At 74.2% G+C, this 20,103-nt stretch carries 17 protein-coding genes; 4 read left to right on the top strand and 13 right to left on the bottom strand.

What is annotated here, in order from left to right; all coding sequences use genetic code 11:
- Positions 1-214: 214 nt before the first annotated feature.
- The gene (locus MUN78_RS08835) at positions 215-1,903 is read right to left on the bottom strand and encodes an HNH endonuclease signature motif containing protein (RefSeq protein ID WP_244725852.1); all 1,689 of its coding nucleotides are present in this window, start codon (positions 1,901-1,903) and stop codon (positions 215-217) included.
- Positions 1,904-2,107: 204 nt separating this feature from the next.
- Here MUN78_RS08835 and MUN78_RS08840 point away from each other — a divergent pair, with 204 nt between their 5' ends.
- Complete coding sequence (locus MUN78_RS08840) at positions 2,108-2,332, top strand: DUF3107 domain-containing protein (protein ID WP_244689211.1); 225 nt, start codon at positions 2,108-2,110, stop codon at positions 2,330-2,332.
- 269 nt (positions 2,333-2,601) lie between these two features.
- Here MUN78_RS08840 and MUN78_RS08845 read toward each other — a convergent pair whose 3' ends face one another.
- The 3 genes from MUN78_RS08845 to MUN78_RS08855 form a co-directional block, all read right to left on the bottom strand.
- Positions 2,602-4,008: a bifunctional phosphopantothenoylcysteine decarboxylase/phosphopantothenate synthase gene (locus tag MUN78_RS08845; protein WP_244725853.1), complete on the bottom strand. Its 1,407-nt coding sequence runs from the start codon at positions 4,006-4,008 to the stop codon at positions 2,602-2,604.
- A gap of 279 nt (positions 4,009-4,287) precedes the next feature.
- On the bottom strand, positions 4,288-5,619 hold the full coding sequence (locus MUN78_RS08850; RefSeq protein WP_244725855.1) for a class I SAM-dependent methyltransferase: 1,332 nt from the start codon (positions 5,617-5,619) through the stop codon (positions 4,288-4,290).
- A 39-nt stretch (positions 5,620-5,658) separates the two neighbouring features.
- Complete coding sequence (locus MUN78_RS08855) at positions 5,659-6,378, bottom strand: ferritin-like fold-containing protein (RefSeq protein WP_244689216.1); 720 nt, start codon at positions 6,376-6,378, stop codon at positions 5,659-5,661.
- Between the two features lie 134 nt (positions 6,379-6,512).
- On the opposite strand from MUN78_RS08855, the gene MUN78_RS08860 reads away from it, so the two are divergent.
- The gene (locus tag MUN78_RS08860) at positions 6,513-8,069 is read left to right on the top strand and encodes a DEAD/DEAH box helicase (protein ID WP_244725857.1); all 1,557 of its coding nucleotides are present in this window, start codon (positions 6,513-6,515) and stop codon (positions 8,067-8,069) included.
- An 89-nt stretch (positions 8,070-8,158) separates the two neighbouring features.
- Here MUN78_RS08860 and MUN78_RS08865 read toward each other — a convergent pair whose 3' ends face one another.
- Positions 8,159-9,013, bottom strand: a complete 855-nt coding sequence (locus MUN78_RS08865) for a PHP domain-containing protein (protein WP_244725859.1) — start codon at positions 9,011-9,013, stop codon at positions 8,159-8,161.
- A 57-nt stretch (positions 9,014-9,070) separates the two neighbouring features.
- On the opposite strand from MUN78_RS08865, the gene MUN78_RS08870 reads away from it, so the two are divergent.
- Positions 9,071-10,489, top strand: coding sequence for an aminopeptidase P family protein (locus MUN78_RS08870; protein ID WP_244725861.1), 1,419 nt, complete (start codon positions 9,071-9,073; stop codon positions 10,487-10,489).
- 7 nt (positions 10,490-10,496) lie between these two features.
- On the opposite strand, the gene MUN78_RS08875 is transcribed toward MUN78_RS08870, so the two are convergent.
- From MUN78_RS08875 to MUN78_RS08910, 8 genes are all read right to left on the bottom strand, one after another.
- Positions 10,497-11,642 carry an LLM class flavin-dependent oxidoreductase gene (locus MUN78_RS08875; protein ID WP_244725863.1) on the bottom strand — a complete coding sequence of 382 codons (1,146 nt, stop codon included), beginning with the start codon at positions 11,640-11,642 and terminating at the stop codon, positions 10,497-10,499.
- The gene (locus tag MUN78_RS08880) at positions 11,639-12,436 is read right to left on the bottom strand and encodes an ABC transporter ATP-binding protein (RefSeq protein ID WP_244725864.1); all 798 of its coding nucleotides are present in this window, start codon (positions 12,434-12,436) and stop codon (positions 11,639-11,641) included. Before MUN78_RS08880 ends, MUN78_RS08875 begins: the two co-directional genes overlap by 4 nt.
- A gap of 47 nt (positions 12,437-12,483) precedes the next feature.
- On the bottom strand, positions 12,484-13,530 hold the full coding sequence (locus MUN78_RS08885; protein WP_244725866.1) for a FecCD family ABC transporter permease: 1,047 nt from the start codon (positions 13,528-13,530) through the stop codon (positions 12,484-12,486).
- Positions 13,527-14,573, bottom strand: coding sequence for a FecCD family ABC transporter permease (locus tag MUN78_RS08890; protein WP_244725868.1), 1,047 nt, complete (start codon positions 14,571-14,573; stop codon positions 13,527-13,529). The genes MUN78_RS08885 and MUN78_RS08890 overlap by 4 nt, the downstream gene beginning before the upstream one ends.
- Complete coding sequence (fepB, locus tag MUN78_RS08895) at positions 14,570-15,568, bottom strand: Fe2+-enterobactin ABC transporter substrate-binding protein (protein WP_244725870.1); 999 nt, start codon at positions 15,566-15,568, stop codon at positions 14,570-14,572. The genes MUN78_RS08890 and fepB overlap by 4 nt, the downstream gene beginning before the upstream one ends.
- 35 nt (positions 15,569-15,603) lie before the next feature.
- On the bottom strand, positions 15,604-17,394 hold the full coding sequence (locus MUN78_RS08900; protein ID WP_244725872.1) for a siderophore-interacting protein: 1,791 nt from the start codon (positions 17,392-17,394) through the stop codon (positions 15,604-15,606).
- A gap of 205 nt (positions 17,395-17,599) precedes the next feature.
- Positions 17,600-18,043, bottom strand: coding sequence for a YchJ family protein (locus MUN78_RS08905; protein ID WP_244725873.1), 444 nt, complete (start codon positions 18,041-18,043; stop codon positions 17,600-17,602).
- Positions 18,040-19,734 carry a DUF885 domain-containing protein gene (locus tag MUN78_RS08910; RefSeq protein WP_244725875.1) on the bottom strand — a complete coding sequence of 565 codons (1,695 nt, stop codon included), beginning with the start codon at positions 19,732-19,734 and terminating at the stop codon, positions 18,040-18,042. Before MUN78_RS08910 ends, MUN78_RS08905 begins: the two co-directional genes overlap by 4 nt.
- A 133-nt stretch (positions 19,735-19,867) precedes the next feature.
- On the opposite strand from MUN78_RS08910, the gene MUN78_RS08915 reads away from it, so the two are divergent.
- Positions 19,868-20,095, top strand: coding sequence for a hypothetical protein (locus tag MUN78_RS08915; RefSeq protein WP_244689238.1), 228 nt, complete (start codon positions 19,868-19,870; stop codon positions 20,093-20,095).
- Positions 20,096-20,103 lie beyond the last annotated feature (8 nt).

The following is a 20,103-nucleotide window of genomic DNA, read 5'->3' on the forward strand; positions in this document are numbered from 1 at the left end:
GAGGTGCGGTTGGACTTCCGGGATCCGGTCCTCGCGGTGCGGCCCTCCGAAGGTGCCGCGCATAACGCCGTGGCGGCGAACCGCGGCATCGACGAAGCCGTGAGCGCGGAGAGGGGCCGCATTTCCGCCGTGCCGAAGCCGAAGAGCTGCGTGCCAAAGCCGACGGGCCCCGCTCCCGGGGAACGCCTGCCCTCGCGGACTCCGCGCGGTGCCCTCACGCCGCCCCTCGAAGGCCGGGCGGCCTCACCGGGGATCTCGACCGGTACCAGCGACGCTCAGGATCGATCCACGCCGGGGGTCGCAACCGCGGGGTCGCATCCACCATGCGGATCTCCCAGCCGGAGACGTCGAGGCTGCGGTGGTGGTACCAGCAGAGCGTCACGCCGTTATCCGTGTGGGTCGCCCCGCCCCGGGCATGCTCCTGGACATGGTGGATCTCGCACCAGCTCGCCGGGACCGTGCAACCGGGGATGATGCAGCCGCCGTCGCGGACCGCGATCGCTCGCCGCTGGTGCGCCGAGAAGATCCGCTGCGGACCCCCGAGCTCGACGATCCCTCCGCCTGCGTCGAGCACGACCCGCTGCGCCGCTCCCGCGCAGGCCGAGTGCCGCACGGAGCGGAGCGGGATCGGTGAGAGCGCCCCGTCGTGCCCGTGCACCCAGCCACTGCCCTCCCCCGATTCGAGGGCGTCGGCTTCGACCTGGACCAGCACGGTCACGGGGGCTCCGCCGAGCCGCGGAACGTCGGGTTGCCGGGCCGCAGCCGCCAGGACGGCGGCGAGCGCGTCGTGGCGGCGCTGATCCGGCGTGCGGGCGAGCATCTCCGCCGACGCGCCGGGTACGGGCTCCTCGCCCGCGCGCTCCTCGGGGACGAACCGGCCGGGGAAGCCGTCGTCCGCGTCAAGGTACCGGGTGCCGGAGCGTTCGGTGTCGGAGCGTGCGGCGCCGGAACCGTGGGGCTCGGGTTCATCGATGTCGGAGCGATCCGCCCCGGGATCACCCGCCTCCGAGCGGCCCGGATCGAGCGGATCCGCACCGGACATCGGGAACCTCACGGCTCGCCGCGCAGCGCCCGGAGCGTTGATCGCGTCGAAGAGCCGGGAGAGCAGCGCCGCGGTCTCAGGGAGCAGCGCGCCGGAGACGGGGACGAGTCCGTGGCGCTCCCGCCCGAGACGGAAGCCGCGTCGCTGCTCGAACCGGGCGTCGTCCGGTGCGGCCCCGTCCTGATCGAGCGCGTCGCCCCACGCCCGGCAGAGGACGCGCATGCCGTCGTCGTCGACGGCGAGCGCCTCCTCCGAACCCGTCGCCGCCGCGACCATCTCGCGTTCGGCGACGTCCAGCTGCGCCGGCGATGCTATGCCCTCCGTACGCGCCAGCGTCTCGGAGACGAGCGCCGAGCACTCCGCCGACAGCACACCAGCGCCGAATGCGGCGGCGACCCGCGGATCCCGCGCGGGAAGCGCCTCGCCGAGCAGGCTGGTCCTGGGCACGACGCGCTCTGCGAGCCGCATGCGCCGAGCGAGCGTCCGCGAACTCGCGGACGTCACCCGCCTGAGCAGTTCCGTCGCATTCCGGCAGCCCCGCCGCGCCGCCAGCGACTCCGCACCGAGCGCGGGGTCGCAGGCCGCCCTGACCCGTCCCGCCAGCACGACCTGTGCGTACTCCACGTGCCGGGCGAGGCGCTCCATCGCGCGATTCGCGTCGAGCAGCGCCTCGTCACTCACGATTCCGCCGGCAGGATCCTCCCTCGAGCCGCCCGGGCCGTGCAGCCCAGCGTCCCGGAGCGCCTGCGAGAACTCCGCGGAGAATCGATCGAGCCTCGCCGCCAGCGGATCCGCCACCGCACCCCTGGGATCCCCGTGGTCTTCGGGACCGGGTGAAGCAGCTGCGGTGCTGAGTTCCATGCTCTATTCTCTCACGCATCACGCCAAAAATCGAACATATGTTCGAAGCTTCTCTACTCGCGCCGCGACCGATCGCATCACGTGCGGCGGTGCGCTGCTGGCGAACGGGAGGCAGTCCGAGAGGACCGATCCCCCGCCCGCCCATAGACTCGAAGATGTTGTGATCTGCGGCCGTTTCGGGCCGCACGACCCGAGGAGGCACCCGTGGAAGTACGCATCGGCATCAAGCACTCGCCCCGCGAGCTCTCGTTCGAGACCGAGTCGACCGCCGAGGAGGTCCGCGGCCAGATCGAGAGCGCGATCGGTCAGGATTCCGCGCTCCTCGCCCTGTCGGATACGAAGGGGCGCCAGTACCTCGTCGACACGGAGTCCATCGCCTACATCGAGCTCGGCGGCGAGAGCGGTCGGAAGGTCGGTTTCATCAGCTGAGCACCGCCGGCGGCGGCCGCCAGGCATCGGCTCGGCGTCCGCGGTCGCGGCGAATTCGCTGCTCCGATCGCCCGCGAACCGCGGCCGCAGCGCCCACGAACCGCGGCCGCCACGCCCGCCAACCGCGGTCTCGGCAGCCCCGAGCCGCGACGTCGTCGGCCCACCGGCCGCAGCGCGCCCGGACCGATCCCGCATCGGCGCCGGGCGCGTCCGTGTTTCAGCGGTCATCGGCGGTGCGCCGCCGCTGCCGGATCGTCGCGCTCCGCCGCTCAGTGGTTCAACGCGCGGAACTCGTCGCGCACCGCGTCGAGCAGCGCGTCGGCGACCTCCCGCTTCGTCCCCTCGGCCGCGACCGCCACGCGGCCATCGGCGTCGAGCACCTGGACGATGTTCTCGCCGCGCTCGAAGCCCTCGTTCCACCCGACGGCGTTGACGGCGAGCAGGTCGACGCCCTTCCGCGCGAGCTTCCGACGCCCGCGCTCGAGGAGCTCCTCGTCGCTCTCGACGGTCTCGGCCGCGAAGCCGACGATCACCTGCCCCGGTCGCCGCTCGCGGACCAAGCCGACGAGGATGTCGGGGTTCTCCACCAATTCGAGCGTCGGCGCCGCGCCCGGAGAATCCTCCTTGCGGAGCTTGTGCTCGGCGACATCCGCCACGCGGTAGTCCGCGACCGCCGCCGCCATGATCACCGCCTCCGCGCCGGACGCCGCGGCGCGCGCGGCCGATTCCAGCTCGGCGGTCGTGCCGACCGGCACGGTCCGCACGCCCGGCCGATCCTGCACCTCGGCGAGCACCGAGTCGTCGATGTTCGCGGCGAGCAGCACGACCTTGGCGCCGCGATCGGCCGCGGCCGCCGCGACGGCGACGCCCTGCCGGCCGCTCGAGCGGTTGCCGAGGTAGCGCACCGGATCGATGGGCTCGCGCGTACCGCCGGCGGTGACGAGCACCCGCAGCCCCGTGAGGTCCGCGGGCCGGGGCGCCTGAGCCGGATCGGCCGCCGCGGGATCGATCTGGCCGAAGTCCGCGGCGGAGGTCTCCGCATCGGGGAGCGCCGGGACGGTCTCGGGATCCGCGGCGGCGCCACCGGTCCCCACGGACTCCGCACTCGGGCCGGCGGCATCTCGAGCGGCATCGGCAGCCCCTCCGCCGGCATCGGCGAGCAGCTCGCGCACGCGCTCGGCGATGGCGTCGGGCTCGCTCATGCGCCCCGGCCCCGTGTCCGCGCCGGTGAGCCGGCCGCTCTCGGGGCCGACGAAGGCGACGCCACGCGAGCGCAGGATCGCGACGTTGTCCTGGGTCGCCGGGTGCTGCCACATCTCGGTGTGCATCGCGGGCGCCACGAGCACCGGAGCGCGCGTCGCGAGCAGGGTGGTGCCGAGCAGGTCGTCCGCGAGGCCCGCCGTCATGCGCGCGAGCGTGTTCGCGGTCGCCGGCGCGACGACGACGAGATCCGCGCGCTGCCCGAGCGCCACGTGGCGCACCTCGGGCACGTCCTCGTGGACCGAGGTCGTCACCGGGTTCCGGCTGATCGCTTCCCAGGTCGGCGTGCCGACGAAGCGCAGCGCATCCTCGGTCGGAACGACATGCACCTCGTGCCCCTCCTCGACGAGCAGACGGGCGAGCGCGACGGCCTTGTACGCGGCGATCCCGCCGGTGACTCCTAGCACGATGTTCACGGGTCCATCTTCGCATCACGGGCGGCGCGGGCGCGCATCCCTCGCGCGATCCGCTCGTCCGCGGGCCCGGAGTCCGCCTTCGCCGTGCTCCTTCCCTCCCGCTCGCAGCCACACATCTCTGCCCCGCCGAGCCGCGCGGCCGGGATCCGGGTCACTGCGGCAGGGTGCCACTGCGGTCCACCCTGTCTGAGCGACCCGGATCGCTTGATGAGGGCAGGGGAAGGGAAGGGGGAAGGGGGAAGGGGGAAGGGGGAAGGGGGAAGGGCAGGAAAGCGGTGCTCAGGGGCGGTGGAGCAGGACCATGACCTCCATGTGGGCGGTGTGCGGGAACATGTCGAATACCCGCGCCCGGCGCACGGCGAGGGAGGGCATCGCGGCGAGGTCGCGGGCGAGGCTCTCGGGATTGCAGCTCGAATAGACGACGGTGCGGATCGGGGAGGCCTCGAGCCAGGCCGCGAGCTCCGGGCCGATCCCGCGTCGCGGCGGGTTGACGATCACGGCCTCGGGGAGCTCGCCGGGTGCGGCCGCGGTCGCGAAGGCCGTCGCGTCCGCGGCGACGAATTCGGCGGCGAGCCCCGCCTCGGCGGCGCTGCGCCGCGCCGAGCGCACGGCCGCCCCGCTGATCTCGACGCCGAGCACGCTCCTCACCCCGGCCGACGGGGTAGCCCCGTCCGCCGGGGTCGCCCGGTCCGCCGGGGTCGCCCGGGCCGAGCCGCCCACGAGCGGCGCACGGCCGAGCGAGGCTCCGCCGGACGCGACGCGCCCCCCGGACGCACCGCCAGACGCACCCCCGGACGCCGCCTCCGCGTGGTCCGCGCAGTGCAGCGCGAAGCCCCCGACGCCGCAGTAGAGGTCCCAGAGCGTCGCGGGGTCCGCCTCGGCCACCCACTCGGCGGCCTGGGCGTAGAGCGCGCGGGCGACCGCGGTGTTCGTCTGGAAGAAGCTCCGCGGGAGCAGATGCAGCGAAACCGGTCCGCCCGAGCCCCCCAGCCGCATGTCGAGCGAGGAGCCGAGCAGCAGCTCCTCCCGCTCCCCCTCGAGCACGGCCCTGTGCTCGGGCAGCAGGTTCACGGAGACGACCGCGGCCTCGGGGACGGCCGCGCGCAATTCGGGAAGGCGTTTGCGCAGCGCGTGCAGCGCCCGCTCGCTGCGCACCACGAAGCGGAGCATCAGCGCGCCTCCGGGAGCGGCGGTCACGTGCACGAACTTCAGCTCCCCGCGGCGGAGCGGCACGTCGTACGGGGGCAGGCCGGTGGCGTCGAGGTGCGCGGCGATGCGTCCGATCGCGTCCCGGATCGCGGGCTCCTGGATGAGGCAGTCCCTGAGATCGACGCCGGCGCCGTCCGGCCCCAGGATCCCGAGCGTGACGGCGCCGGCGCGACCCCCGACGACGAGTTTCGCCTTGTTGCGGAAATCGCGCACTCCGCCGTCGACGCTCGGCAGCCACGCAGCCTCCGGGATCCGCTCCCCGAGCAGCTCGCGGCAGCGCTCCTCCTTCGCGCGCAGCTGGGTGCCGAGGGGCGTCTCGATGAAGGTGCACGAGCGGCAGCGGCCCGCGACGAAGTACTCGCAGCGGGGCGGGGCCGCCGGGGCGACGGACGGGCGGCTCATGGTCTCCGGGATGCTCTCGAGGCGCGGTCGGCGCGGGCGTCAGGCGGTGAGGCCGAGCCCGTCCATGCGGCGGATGTGGTCGGCGATGAGCTCGGTGAAGACGGGTTCGACGAGCTCCTCGTCGAAGGCGCGCCGCTCGCTCAGCGTGAGCACGGCCCGTGAGACCAGCAGCGTGTCGCCGACGAGGCGGCGCCCCCAGAGCGCGAGCCAGCTCGAGAGAGGCTCGTCGGCGGCGAGCGCGCCCTCGAGGAGCACCTTCAGCTCGGCGCGGCCGCTGTCGGTGCTCAGGATCTTGATCGCGTCGCCCTTGAAGCCGTCCTTCAGCCCGCCGGCGAGGCTCGCGAAGAAGTCGTCGAAGAGCCCTCCCACGAGGTAGAGCGAGAGCACGTGCTGATGCCAGTCAGGCGTGTCGATGCGCTCGACGTAGGCGTCGATCACGGTCGAGTACGGCGACATCGCGACATGCGGCTCCGCGCCGCGATCCTTGATCTCGTCGGTGAGCCGCTGATGCTTCGCGAGGGTGAGCCCGGCGACCCTGGCCAGGACGTTCTTGGCCTCGAGCGTGGGCGCCCCCGAGACGGCGCGCGTCGCCGCCTCGTACAGCTCCAGCTGGAGGTATGCGGTCAGGCCGAGGAACGGGAGGATGCCCGGCGCGAACTCGGCGAGCTCGACCCGCTCCGCATCGGCCCCCTCTCCGCGGGAGCGCAGCTTGCGGGCAGGGGCGGTCGACTTGCGCAGCCCACGGATCCACTCGAACACCCTGTCAGCTTACCGCCGCTCGCCCGACCACCTGGAATAGACTGACCCGGTACGTATTCATCACCGGCGCCGACGGAGCGCCGGCCGCTGCGCCTTCGTGATCGCGCGCAGCACCCCACACGATAGGACGCACCGTGACGACATTCCTCGAACTCGGGGTCGACCAGGACATGGTCGACACGCTCTCCGCGAAGGGCATCACCGAGGCCTTCCCCATCCAGGAGCAGACGATCCCCCTCGCCCTCACGGGGCAGGACATCATCGGCCAGGCGAAGACGGGCACGGGCAAGACCTTCGGCTTCGGCCTGCCTCTGCTCCAGCGCATCGGCGCCGATCCCGAGCCGGGCGTGCAGGCCCTCATCGTCGTGCCGACGCGCGAGCTCGCGGTGCAGGTGTTCGAGGATCTCGAGCTGGCCTCGCAGCACCGCGCGGCGTCGCTCGTGCCGATCTACGGCGGCAAGGCCTACGAGGGGCAGATCGAGCAGCTGCAGGCGGGCGCGCAGATCGTCGTGGGCACCCCCGGCCGCCTCCTCGACCTCGCGAACCAGCGCCTCCTCGACCTCTCGAAGGTGCGCGAGATGGTGCTCGACGAGGCCGACAAGATGCTCGACCTCGGCTTCCTCGCCGACATCGAGAAGCTGTTCTCGCTGACTCCGCCGAACCGCCACACGATGCTCTTCTCCGCGACGATGCCCGGAACCATCGTGACGCTCGCCCGGCGCTTCATGTCGAAGCCGATCCACATCCGCGCGACCGACCCCGACGAGGGGGCGGCGCAGGCCAACATCGAGCACATCATCTACCGGGCGCACTCGCTCGACAAGGACGAGGTGATCGGGCGCATCCTGCAGGCCGAGGGCCGCGGCAAGACCGTCATCTTCATGCGCACCAAGCGCGCGGCGGCGAAGCTCCTGGAGGAGCTGCAGGACCGCGGGTTCGATGCGGCCGCCGTGCACGGCGATCTCAATCAGGATCAGCGCGAGCGCGCAATGGCGGCCTTCAAGGCCGGCAAGAAGGAGGTGCTCATCGCCACCGACGTCGCGGCGCGCGGCATCGACGTCGACGACGTCACCCACGTCATCAACCACACCGTGCCCGACGACGAGAAGACCTACCTGCACCGCGTCGGCCGCACGGGCCGCGCCGGGCGCAGCGGCATCGCCGTCACCTTCGTCGACTGGGACGACCTGCACAAGTGGGCGCTCATCGACAAGGCTCTCGAGTTCGGCGTGCCCGAGCCCGTCGAGACGTACTCCTCCTCGCCGCACCTGTTCTCGGATCTCAACATCCCCGAGGGTACGAAGGGACGGCTGAAGGCGACCCCCGTGAAGGATCGCGCAGCGGCGGGCCGCGGCGCGGGGTCGAGCCGTGGCGAGAGCTCCCGCGACGGCGCGGGTTCGGGCGGCGAGGGCCGCACCCGGACCCGCCGTCGCACGCGGAGCGCCAACCCGAAGGGCCCCGGCCGTCATGAGGCGCACGGGCACGAGCAGCACGGCCACGACCTCGAGGGCGGCAGCGAGCCCGGAGCATCGCTCGACGCACCGGGCGAGGAGCGCACCGCGTCTCAGCGTCGGCGCCGCCGTCGGCGGGGCGGTTCGGGCGGCGCGGCCGGCGAGGGCGCCGGAGCCGGCGCCCCGGGCGCGGAGGGCGCGGAGGGCGCGGCCCCCGCGGAGGCGACGACCGACGAGTAGCGCGGAGCGCCCGGGCCCCGCGCGGCGGTGACCGGACCGTCGAGCCCGGCCCACCGCGGCGACCTGGGCGGCGCCCGCCTGGCCCGACCCTACCGGGGCGTCGTGACGATCCCGCGCAGCCGTTCCACGACTCCGGGATCGGTGCTGCGCTCCCCCAGGCGGTTCGGCTTGCCCGCGCCGTGATAGTCGCTCGCCCCCGTGCCGACGAGGCCGTGGCGCGCCGCGGCCGCCTCGATGGGGGGCATCCAGTCGGCCCGGTTCTCCGGGTGGGCGAGCTCCACGCCCCAGAGCCCCGCGGCGGCGAGCTCGGCGAGCTCGTGCGGCGCCGTCGCCGCGCGCTGACGGAACGCGGCGGGGTGCGCGAGCACCGCGGCGCCGCCGGCCGCGCGCACGAGCCGGATCGCCTCGGTGGTATCGATCGCGTAGGTGCCGATGTAGTACGGGGACGCGGGGTGCAGCACCTGCTCGAAGGCGGTGCTGCGATCGGGGAAGTAGCCCGCGAGCACGAGCGCATCGGCGATGTGCGGGCGGCCGACGGTGCGGGCGTCCTCCGCCCCGACGACGGCGTCCCAGGTGATCGCGTAGTCGGCGGAGACCCGTCGCACCATCTCCCGCGCGCGATCGAGGCGATGCCGGCGCACCTGCGCGAGCGCCGCGAGGAGCTCTCCGGCGGCCGGGTCGAGCCCGTAGCCGAGCAGGTGCCGCGACCGCCCCGCGTGCTTCGTCGTGATCTCGATGCCCGGGAGGAAGCCGATCCCGTGCTGCGCCGCGGCCGCCCGGGCCTCGTCCCAGCCGTCGACCGTGTCGTGGTCCGTGAGCGCGAAGCCCGCGAGACCCGCGGCGGCGGCGGCCGCGGCGATCTCCTCCGGCCGGGTGGTGCCGTCCGAGTGCACCGAGTGCGTGTGCAGATCGAAGCCGTGCTGCGCCGCGCCGGGAATCGTCATCCCCACATCCTACGACGCTCGCAGCCGCCGTGCCGCCCGGGGTGAGAGGATGGGGGCATGAGCGAGCACGCGCAGACCACCCACGAGGCGGAGATCGACCACGGCAATCGCAGCACCACCCCGCCGGACGACGCCTTCGTCTCCTACATCTCCTCGCACTGGGCCGATCGGTCCGAGGAACCGCCCGCGGTCGACCCGGTCGCGGTCGCGACCGCGACCCGCCGCGCTGCGCTCGGCGCGCAGTTCCCCGGCGAGCGGCTCGTGATCCGCGCCGGCGTGATGAAGCAGCGCTCGAACGACACCTTCTACCCGTTCCGCGCGCACAGCGCCTTCGCGCACCTCACCGGGTGGGGCTCGGACGCCGAGCCCGGCGCGATCCTCGTGCTGGATCCGCTGGCCGGCACCGCGGAGAGCGGCGGCGAGGAGACCGCCGCCAACCACACCGCGACGCTGTACTTCCGGGAACGCGCGGGTCGCGACAGCGACGAGTTCTTCGCGAACCCCGAGATCGGGGAGTTCTGGATCGGCGCGCGACCCTCGCTGGAGCAGGTGGCCGCGCGACTCGGGATCCCGACGGCCCCGCTCGCCGACTTCGCCGCGGGCGACGGGGATCGGGAGCTCGACGATCCCGAACTGGCCCGCGCCGCCTCCGAGCTGCGGCTCGTGAAGGATGCGTACGAGATCGCCGAGATGCGCGCCGCGGTCGCGGCGACCGCACGGGGCTTCGCGGAGGTGCTCGCGGCCCTCCCCGCCGCCGCCGCGCACCCGCGAGGCGAGCGCGTCGTCGAGGGCGTCTTCAACCAGCGCGCCCGGCTCGACGGCAACACCGTCGGCTACGAGACGATCGCGGCCTCGGGCCCCCACGCGTGCACCCTGCACTGGATCCGCAACGACGGACCCGTGCGCGCCGGCGATCTGCTGCTGCTCGACGCCGGCGTGGAGCTCGACAGCCTCTACACCGCGGACATCACGCGCACCGTGCCGGTCTCCGGGGCCTTCACCGACGTGCAGCGCCGGGTGTACGAGGCCGTGCTCGAGGCCGCGGACGCGGCGCGCGCGATCGTGCGCCCCGGTATCCGCTTCGGCGACGTGCACGACGCGGCGATGGCCGTCATCGAACGCCGCACCCGCGAGTGGGGGCTGCTCCCGGAGCCCGACGGCGTCGCCTACTACCGGCGCTACATGGTGCACGGCACGAGCCATCACCTCGGGCTCGACGTCCACGATTGCGCCCAGGCGCGGCGCGAGATGTACCTCGACGGGGTCGTGGAGGCCGGCATGGTGTTCACCATCGAGCCGGGCCTCTACTTCCAGCCGGACGATCTCACGGTGCCCGAGGAGTACCGCGGCATCGGCGTCCGGATCGAGGACGACGTCCTCGTCACCGACGACGGCTGCGAGAACCTCTCCGCGGCGATCCCCCGCACGGCGGACGCGGTCGAGGCGTGGATCCGGGCCGCGCAGACGGGCGCCTGAGACCGCGTCAGTCCCGAACGAGCCGCTCGCGGAACGGCGTCTCGGCCGGCACCGGTTCGAGCAGCCCCGCGGACCTGAGTGCGGGGACGACCTCCGCGCAGAACAGCTCCAGCGACCGCCATGACCCACCGGCGAGCACGATGGCTCCATCGAAGCGCGCGTCGGGAAGCCGGTCGAGGGCGTCCGCGCGGGTGAGGATCGCCGCGGCCACATCCTCGGGGGTCCCCGTCGCCCGCCAGTGGGCGGCGCCCCGGCCCCGGTCCTGCAGCGCCGCGAGGCGCTCGGCCTCGGCGCGCGAACGATCGACGGTGACGACGAGGCCGGGCAGCAGACGCGCCGCCGCCTCGACCCTCCCGGCCTCCCGGAACGCGGCCGCGAGCCCCCGCTGCTGGGCCGCGACGTCCGCGGCCTCCGGCGCCGCCGCGAAGACCGCGTCCGCCCGGGACCCCGCGACGGCCTCGGGCCGCGCCCCGGCCATGAAGAGCGGCGGTTCGCCGTCCGGGTGCGCTGCGACCGTCCCGGGACCGGCGATGCGGAAGACGCCGTCGTCGAGATCGATGGGGCGCACCCGCGCGGCGTCCGCGAAGCGCCCGGTCGCTCGGTCCGCGAGGATCGCATCGTACGGATAGCTCTCCCAGAGCGCCCGGACCGCGGCGATGCACGCGGCGGCGCGGCGGCGGCGCTCCTCAGGGTCCCGGGCGCGCGGATCCACTCCGACGGATCCGCCGCGGTGGACGGACCCGCCGTAGTTCTCGGAGCCGCCGAGCGCGGTGACCGCGTTCCAGCCGGCCCGTCCCCCGCTCAGGCGGTGCAGCGACATCAGGCCCCGCGCGACGGCGAAGGGCGATGCGACGAGCGTCTGCACGGTCGGCACCACTCCGATGCGGCGCGTGCGCGCCGCGAGCATGCTCGTCAGCGTGTGCGGGTCGTGCGTGCTGAACCCCGGGCTCCGCTCGAGCGCTCCGGAATCGATATGACCGGCGTCCGGGGCGAAGAGGAAGTCGAGCCCGGCCTCCTCCGCCGCCGTCGCGAGGTCCAGGTACGGTGCGAGATCGAAGAGCTCCTCGACGCGGCTCCCCGGTTCCCGCCAGGCCTCGCCGCGCAGCCAGGTCGGTGACAGGGCGAGCCCCACGACGGGTGCGGAAGCGCTCATCGCGCCGCGCCGCGCCGGGCCCGGGGCACCACGAGCGGCCGCCCGGTCTCGGGATCGTCAATGACGACGGCCTCGAGCTCGTAGGCCTCGCGGAGCACGCGGGCCGTGACGACCTCCTCGGCTGTGCCCTCGGCGATGATCCGCCCGTCGCGCATCGCGACCATGCGGTCGGCGTAGCGCGCGGCGAGATTGAGGTCGTGCAGCACGGCGACGACGGTGCGCCCGGCCGCGGCGAGGCGGGCGCACAGCTCGAGCACGTCGATCTGGTGCGCGATGTCGAGGAACGTGGTCGGTTCGTCGAGGAGCAGCACCCCCGTCTCCTGCGCCAGCGCCATCGCGATCCACGCGCGCTGCCGCTGCCCGCCGGAGAGCTCGTCGACGAGGCGATCGGCGTGCGCGGCCATCCCCACCTCCTCGATCGCCTCGGCGGTGATGCGCGCGTCGTCCTCCGACCACTGTCGGAGCAGGCTCTGGTGCGGGTAGCGGCCCCGGGCCACGAGATCGGCCACGGTGATCGCGTCGGGCGCGATCGGCGACTGCGGCAGGAGGCCCACGCGGCGCGCGAACTCCTTGCCCCGCATGCCGCCGATCGCGCGGCCGTCGAGCAGCACGTCCCCGGCGCTCGGGACGAGCATCCGGCCGAGCGCGCGCAGCAGCGTCGACTTGCCGCAGGCGTTCGGGCCGACGATCGCGGTGAATCCTCCAGTGGTGATGTCGAGGGAGAGGCCGTCGATGACGGGCGGGCCGTGGTACCCGATCCGGATGCCGTCGGCGTGGAGGGCGGGGGTCTGCATGCGGGGGTCCAATCTTGGGGAGGGCCGGCGTCGGGCGGCCGGGCGGGTCAGGCGCGGCGGGCCAGCAGCCAGATGAGGTAGACGCCGCCGAGGAGCGCCGTCACGAGTCCGATCGGGAGCCGCAGCCCGAGCTCGAGGTGCTGGGAGAGGAGGTCCGCGCAGGCGAGCAGCACGGCGCCGATGAGGCCGGAGAGCGCGAGATGAAGTCCGCTCCCGCGCGCGAGGCGGGCGGCGATCTGCGGCGCGGCGAGGGCGACGAACGCGATGGGCCCCGCGACGGCGGTCGCGACGCCCGTGAGCAGCACCCCGAGCACGAGCACGGCGAACCGCACGCGTTCGACCCGGATCCCGAGCCCATGCGCGACGTCGTCGCCCATCTCGATCATGCGCAGCGCCCGGCCCGCGATCCCGATCAGCGGCAGCAGGACGACCGCCGCCGCGACGAGGCTCCAGGCGTGCGGCCACCCGCGCCCGGTGAGCGAGCCGGACTGCCAGACCTGCGCCGATGCCGCCTCGGCGATGCCGGCGCGCACGAGCAGCAGATCGGTCACCGCCGCCATGATCGCTCCGATGCCGATGCCCACGAGGACGAGCCTGATCCCGCCCGTGACCCCGTGCTTGCGCGAGAGAAGGTAGACGAGCAGCGCGGTGAGCAGTCCGCCGGCGACGGCCGCCGCCGCGGTCGCGAGCACGCCGCCGCCCAGCAGGGTGATCTGCGCGACCGCGCCCGTCGCGGCGCCGGTCGTGAAGCCGATGATGTCCGGCGAACCGAGTGCGTTGCGGGAGAGGCTCTGGAAGACGCACCCGGCGACGCCGAGACAGACGCCGACGAGGAGCGCGCACACGGCGCGCGGCAGTCGCCGGCCGACGACGGTGCGCAGGATCCGCTCCTCCCCGTCGCCGGCGAGCGCGCGGAGCACCTCGACCGGGGCGAGCGGAACGGCGCCGAGCATGAGCGAGACCGCGAGCGCGACGAGGACGAGCACGAGCAGGATCGCGGCCAGGCGCATCCCCCCGAGGTCCAAGCGCAGGCTGAACGAGGCGATCCGGAGCACGCCGCTCCGCGCAACCGGGGTCCGCCGACGCCCGGTCATCCGGCGATCCTGCGGTTCGTGCGGATGAGCGCCACGAAGACGGGGCCGCCGATGAGGGCGGCCGCGACCGCGGTCGGGAGCTCGGCCGGCGCGATGACGATGCGTCCGAGCACGTCGGCGACCATGAGGATCGCGGGCCCCAGCACGATCGTGCCGGGGAGCAGCGCCCGATGATCCGATCCGACGAGGAGCCGCACGAGGTGCGGCGCGACGAGCCCGACGAAGCCGATCGGCCCCGCGGCGGCGGTCGCGGCTCCGGCGAGCAGCACGACGACGAGCCCGCCGCCCAGACGGATGGCGGGGGCGGAGGCGCCGAGGGCGCGCGCCGCGTCGTCGCCGAGGGCGAGCGCGTTGAGCGGGCGGATGAGCGCCAGCGCACCGGCGACGCCGAGCGCGACGCAGGGCAGCACGGCGCCGGTGACCTCGAGCGGCCGGCCCTGCAACGACCCCACGGCCCAGAAACGGAACTGGTCGTAGGCCGATTCCCGGCTGAGGAGGATCGACGTGGTCACGGCGCCCACCGCCATCGCGATCGCCGAGCCCGCGAGCGCCATCCGCGCCGGGGTCGCCGCCGATCGGTGCGCGGTACCGAGCGCGTAGACCGCGACCGCGGCCACGGCCGCGCCGACGAAGGCGAACCAGAGGTACCCGGCGAGCTCGGACACGCCGAAGAAGCTGATCGCCACGACGACGGCGAGCGAGGCCCCCGCGTTCAGGCCGAGGAGGCCGGGCTCGGCGAGGGGGTTGCGCGTGAGCGCCTGCATCACGGCGCCGGCGACGGCGAGGCCGACGCCCACGACGAGGCAGAGCAGTGCCCGCGGGATGCGCGAACGCACGACGATGAGATGGTCGTCCTGTGCGGGGTCGAAGTGCGTCAGGGCGTCGATCACCGTGCGCGGCGGCACAACGTGCGATCCGATGCCGAGACTCAGGACGGTCGCGACGAGCAGCACCACGAGCCCGCCGATGAGCACCGCGGCGAGGCGGATCCCGGTGCGCGCACCGGCACCCGCCTCGCCGCGACGCGGCAGCGTATCGATCACCGGGACGAGCCGAAGGCCTCCACGACCGCTTCGACGAGCAGGCGTGCGCTGTACGGGTCGATGCGGAAGGAGGTGGCGCCGAGCGGCACGACGGTGTCGTCCGCGACGGCCCGGGCGTTCGCCAGCAGCGGGTCGGAGGTGACGCCGTCGACGCCGTCGCGCTCGATGCTCACCATGAACAGGGCGCTCTTGTCGCCGAGCGCGGTCGGCAGGTTCTCCGGGGTCACGGACGAGGCGTCGGAGCGGTGCTCGGCGACGACCTCATCGGGCGCGCCCGCGTACTCGAAGCCCAGGGCGGTGAGCAGCTCCGCCTGCGAACTGTTCGGTTCGAAGATCATCGAGGGGTCCGCGCCGTTGTAGGAGAGCGCCGTGACCGGACCCGCGACCGGCTCGAGGTCCGCCGCCTGCTCGGCCACCCAGGCGTCGAAGTCGTCGAGCGTCCGCCCGGCCTCGGCCTCGTGCCCCGTGGCCTCGCCGAGCTGGCCGAGGATCTCCCGCCAGTCGTGCGTGCCGTAGTCGATCATGATGGTCGGCGCGATCTCGCTCAGCTGATCATAGGCCTCGGCCGTCGCGTCCGCCCCGATGGAGGAGCCGACGATGAGATCCGGCTCCGCGAGCTCGACCGCCTCCAGGTCGAGGGTGAGATCGGGGTAGAGCACCTCGACGCCGCGTTCGTCGGCCACGTCGGCCCACTGCCGGAAGAACCCCTGGTCATCCGTGATCGGGCCGACGCCCGTCGCCGCCGACGCGGCGACCGGCGCGTCGATCGCGAGCAGCGATCCGGTGAGCGTGACGCTCGTCGAGACGATAGTGAGCGGCTCGTCGGGGATCTCGGTCTCCCCGGCGTCGTGGACGATGGTCCGGGGCCAGCCCTCGGCGGAGGCGGGCGTCTCCCCTCCGGTCTCGGCGTCGGCGCCGCCGCTCGAGCTGCAGCCGGTCAGCGCGAGGAGCGCGACGGCTCCGGCGGCGGTGAGTGCGCGAAGGGTGGTGTGCACGGGGATCCTTTCATCCGATGTTGGCAAGGATCACCTTACTTATTCTCGGCGATCGGGGCAAGCGGGGCGTCGGCGAGGATCACCGCCTCGAAGCCCCATCCGAGTCCGACGACCCGCTCGAGCCGCCACCCGACGGGCGCCGCAAGCCGCTCGAGGGATCGCGCGTCGCGGAGCCCGGCCCCCGTGGCCGCGAGTGCGAGCAGCTGCGCCTCGTGCGCGCGGGGATCCAGCGCGTCCGGCCGGGCCCGATCGACGACGATCGCCCGACGGGCGCGCCCGCGGAGCGCCTCGAAGCGCTCCGCGGCCTCGCGGTCGGTGCAGGCGCCGAGCTCCAGCGCGATCGCCTCCGCGTCGACCGCATCATCCGCATCGACGCACTCGGCGGCACCGTCCGACGCGGTCTCCGCGCGGAACTCGGGCGCCGCGAGGAGAACGCTCCGCTGCGCCGGCGTTCCGGACGCCGCGGCCGCGCCGCGCCATCCCGCCTCCCGGAGCAGGTCGAGGAGCACCGCGGCACCCGGCCCGGCGAAGCGGGCGCTCGCGACCTCCTCCCAGACGGGGTCGGCGATCAGCCCGCCGAGGACGAAGCGCAGCACCTCGGCATCGGCGCAGTGCTCGGCGAACCGCTCGGCGTCGCGTCCGAGCTCGGCCGCGAGCGTGGCGCCGCGGACGATCGCACGGGCGGGCGCACCGTCGCGCAGCCCCGCTGCCAGCTCGCCGAGTGCGTGCATCGTCTCGCCCTCGGGCCCATCGTAGCCCTCGCGCGCATGCGGGTCGGCGAGCAGGGCCTCCCCTGCGGGGCCGATGCGCCAGCCGCCGCCGCGATCCTCGAGGACCAGTCCGTGATGCGCCAGCGTCGGCAGGAGCGCCGCAAGCGCCGCGGGCGGCAGCCCGCGTCCTCGCGCGAGCGCCTCGCGATCCGCCCCCGGCTGGTCGGCGACGGCGTCGAGCAGACCGCTGACGAGCGCGGCGCGCACCGCGAACCAGGCCGCGGGTGAGGGCACAGGCGGGAAGGCGGCGTCCGCCGCCGCGTCCGCGTGCCAGTACCCCGTGAGGCTCGTCCGCGTCTTGTCGATGCCGCGCTCGCGGCCGAGGAAGCGGCGCAGCGGCAGCAGCGCGCGGCTCTCGGCGGCCGCCCAGACGAAGCCCGCACTCGCGTCGCCCGGGGGGAGCGCCGCACGGGCGGCTGCGAGGAGCGCCTCGCGATCCCCCGGGCGGGCGACCACCCAGTCGAGGGTGTCGCCGACGCGGAGCGGCAGCTCCTGCCTGGCGCTCGGGTGCTCGATGAGCACGACCGCCCGCACCCTGGCCTCGGTGGGGCGCTCGTCGAGGTATCGGCCGATCGCCGGGAGCGCCGTCTCGTCACCGATGAGCACGATCCAGTCGAGCCGCTCGGGGAGCACCAGTGAGGATTTCGGACCGACGATCCAGAGCGCATCGCCGGGAACGGCTCCGGCCGCCCAGCTCGCCGCGGGACCGTCGCCATGGAGCACGAAGTCGAGGTCGATCTCCCTCGCTGCGGGATCGACCCGACGCGGCGTGTAGTCGCGGGCGATGCGGGCGGGGGCCTCCACCCACTCGATGCCGTGCGCGAGCTGGATCGGCAGGACGTCCTCGAGCTCGTCGGGGCCGGCGAAGATGGCTTTGACGTGGTCGTCGAAGCCCGGGGCGCGGAATCCGGGCTGGCGGAGGCCGTCGCGGGCGAACGGCGCGAGCTCGGGCCCGCCGAGCGTCACGCGCCGCATGCGCGGCGTCACCTCCGTCACGCGCAGCACGTCGAGCCGCCGCAGGACCAGCGGATGCGTCTCGAGGGGGCGTCGCGCCATCTCAGCGCACCCCCGCGGAGCGCGCTCCCGCGCGGGGTGCCTGGGCCGTCTCGGACGGACGGAGGGGGCGGGAACGGCAGGGGTGGGCCACGGGCTGCACTCGCATTCGGGATCGCTGCCGCGGCCCGCGTCCGGCGCCGGCGCGACATCATCTGATGATTCGCGCCCCCACCCTATCCGGCGGTCGCCGCGCTCCGCAACGCGGTCAGTCCTCGACGCCGTCGAGGTATCCCCATCGTCCGGAGGCGCCGCGCCGGAAGCGGCTGCGCTCGCGCAGCTCGATGCGCCCACCCGGCCCGCGCGCGACCGCGGTGAAGGCGACGTGCCCCGACGCGTCCTCCGCACCGCCGCCCGACACGTCCCTGACCACGAGGCGCCGCCAGATCACGTCGACGTCGAGTTCGAGCGTCGCCGGGCGCGTCTCGGGATCCCAGCTGGCCAGCAGATAGTCGGGCAGGCCGAGCGCGAACGCGCTGAAGCGCGATCGCATCAGGCGCTCCGCGCTCGGGGCGGGCTCCCCCGCGTGGAGCGGCCCGCAGCACTCGGCGTAGTCGGATCCGCTGCCGCACGGGCAGACGAGGGCTCCGTCGGAACCCGATCCGGCGGAGCCGTCCGATCCGGCGGCGCCGTCCGCTCGCGTCCCGCTCACGCGACGAGCCCGTCGCGCAGCGCGGCCTGCAGGGTGTCGAGGCGCACGCCTCCGAGCGCGAGCGCCTCGCGGTGGAAGTCGCGGAGCGAGAAGGGGCGCTCGGCGGCCGCGGCGCGGGCCTCGGCCTCGTCGCGCAGCTGCTCCCAGATCCGCTGGCCGACCTTGTAGGCGGGCGCCTGCCCCGCCCAGCCGAGGTAGCGGAGCACCTCGAATCGGACGAAGCCGTCGTTCATGTTGACGTGGTCGCGCAGGAAGCCGAAGGCGTACTCGCCGTCCCAGGCGCCGAGGCCGTCCGGGCGCGCCTTGCCGAGGTGGACGCCGAGATCGAGCACCACCCGTGCCGCCCGCATCCGCTGCCCGTCGAGCATGCCGAGCCGGTCCGCCGGATCCTCGAGGTACCCCAGCTGCTCCATGAGCCGCTCGGCGTACAGGGCCCAGCCCTCGGCGTGCCCCGAGGTGCCGGCGAGCTGCCGCCGCCACTCGTTGAGCGTGCCGCGGTTCACGACCGCCTGCCCGATCTGCAGGTGATGCCCGGGCACGCCCTCGTGATACACGGTCGTGAGCTCGCGCCACGTGTCGAACTCCTCGACGCCCTCGGGCACGGACCACCACATCCGGCCGGGGCGCGAGAAGTCGTCGCTCGGCCCCGTGTAGTAGATCCCGCCCTCCTGCGTCGGGGCGATGCGGCACTCGAGGGCGCGGATCTCCTCGGGGATGTCGAACTGGGTCGCGCCGAGCTCCGCCACCGCCCGGTCGCTCGTCTCCTGCATCCAGCGCTGCAGGGCGTCGACGCCGCGCAGCTTGCGCGCGGGATCCCGCTCGAGCCGGGCGATGGCCTCCTGGACGATCCCGGGCCGCGGCGCGCCGCCCACGATCGCCGCGGCCGCCCGCTCCTGCTCGTCGACCATCCGGGCGAGCTCGTCGAGCCCCCAGGCGTAGGTCTCGTCGAGGTCGACGCTCGCCCCCAGGAAGCGCTCGGAGGCCAGCGCGTAGCGCTCGCGCCCGAAGGCGTCGACCGCGCTCGCGTGGGGCGCGAGCTCGCGCTCGAGGTACTCGGCGAGCTCGGCGTAGGCCCGCGAGGCGGCCGCCGCGGAGGACGCCAGCTCGAGCGCCAGGGCGTGCGGGGCTTCCGCCGCGGAGGCGGCGAGTCGCCCGAAGAAGCCGGGGGCGTCGGCGGTGCCGGCCGTGCGGCGGGACTGCGCGGCGACCTCCTCGAGCTGGCGGAGTGCGGGGACGAGCCCGCGCTCAGCGCCGAGGGCCAGCGCGGCGCGGTATCCCGCCAGCGCCTCGGGCACGCCGCGCAGCCGTTCGGCGACGCGCTCCCAGTCCTCCGCACCGGCGGTCGGCATGAGGTCGAAGACATCGCGGACGCGCTGCGGCGGCGACTCGATGACGTTCAGATCGCGCAGCTGCTCCCCCGCCTCGTGCTGCGCGAGCGACAGCCGCAGCTCCGCCGCGAGGTCGGCCCGCGTGACCTCGTCGACCGCGTCGACGGCCGTCTCCCCGAGGAGCGCGGCGAGGATCCTCCGCTGCTCCCCCGCGAGCGCGTCGGCGCCGTCCGGCGAGAAGTCCGGCAGCCCCGACGCCTCCCGACCGATGTAGGTGCCGACGGTCGGATCATGGACGACGAGCGTCTCGACCCAGTCCTCGGCGATGCGATCGACCGCCGTGCGCGCGCGTGGTTCAGCCATGCCCCCACGCTACGACCCCGCGCGGCGCTCTCGACGACGCAACGCGGCGCGTGGCGAAGCGCTCGCCGGATCCCGCTAGACTGGTGACGTCTCGTGCGCGAACGCGCCCGAATGCCCGTTCCGAGGAGTGACCGTGAAGATCCGCACCCGCATCGCCACCGCCGTCACCGTCGCGCTCGCGTCGGTGTTCGTCGCCGCCCCCGCATTCGCGCACGGCGGCCACGACGACACCGAGTCGATGTTCTCCTCGGCAGGCCAGCCGGTGGACGTCGTCGCGATCTCGATCGTCGGCGTCGTGCTGCTCGCGGTCATCCTCATCGGCTCGACGCTGGTGGGCAATCTCTTCGAGAAGAAGCGCTGAACGTCTGA

Origin of the sequence: Leucobacter allii (assembly GCF_022919155.1) — a bacterium.
In the GTDB taxonomy this organism is placed as follows: domain Bacteria; phylum Actinomycetota; class Actinomycetes; order Actinomycetales; family Microbacteriaceae; genus Leucobacter; species Leucobacter allii.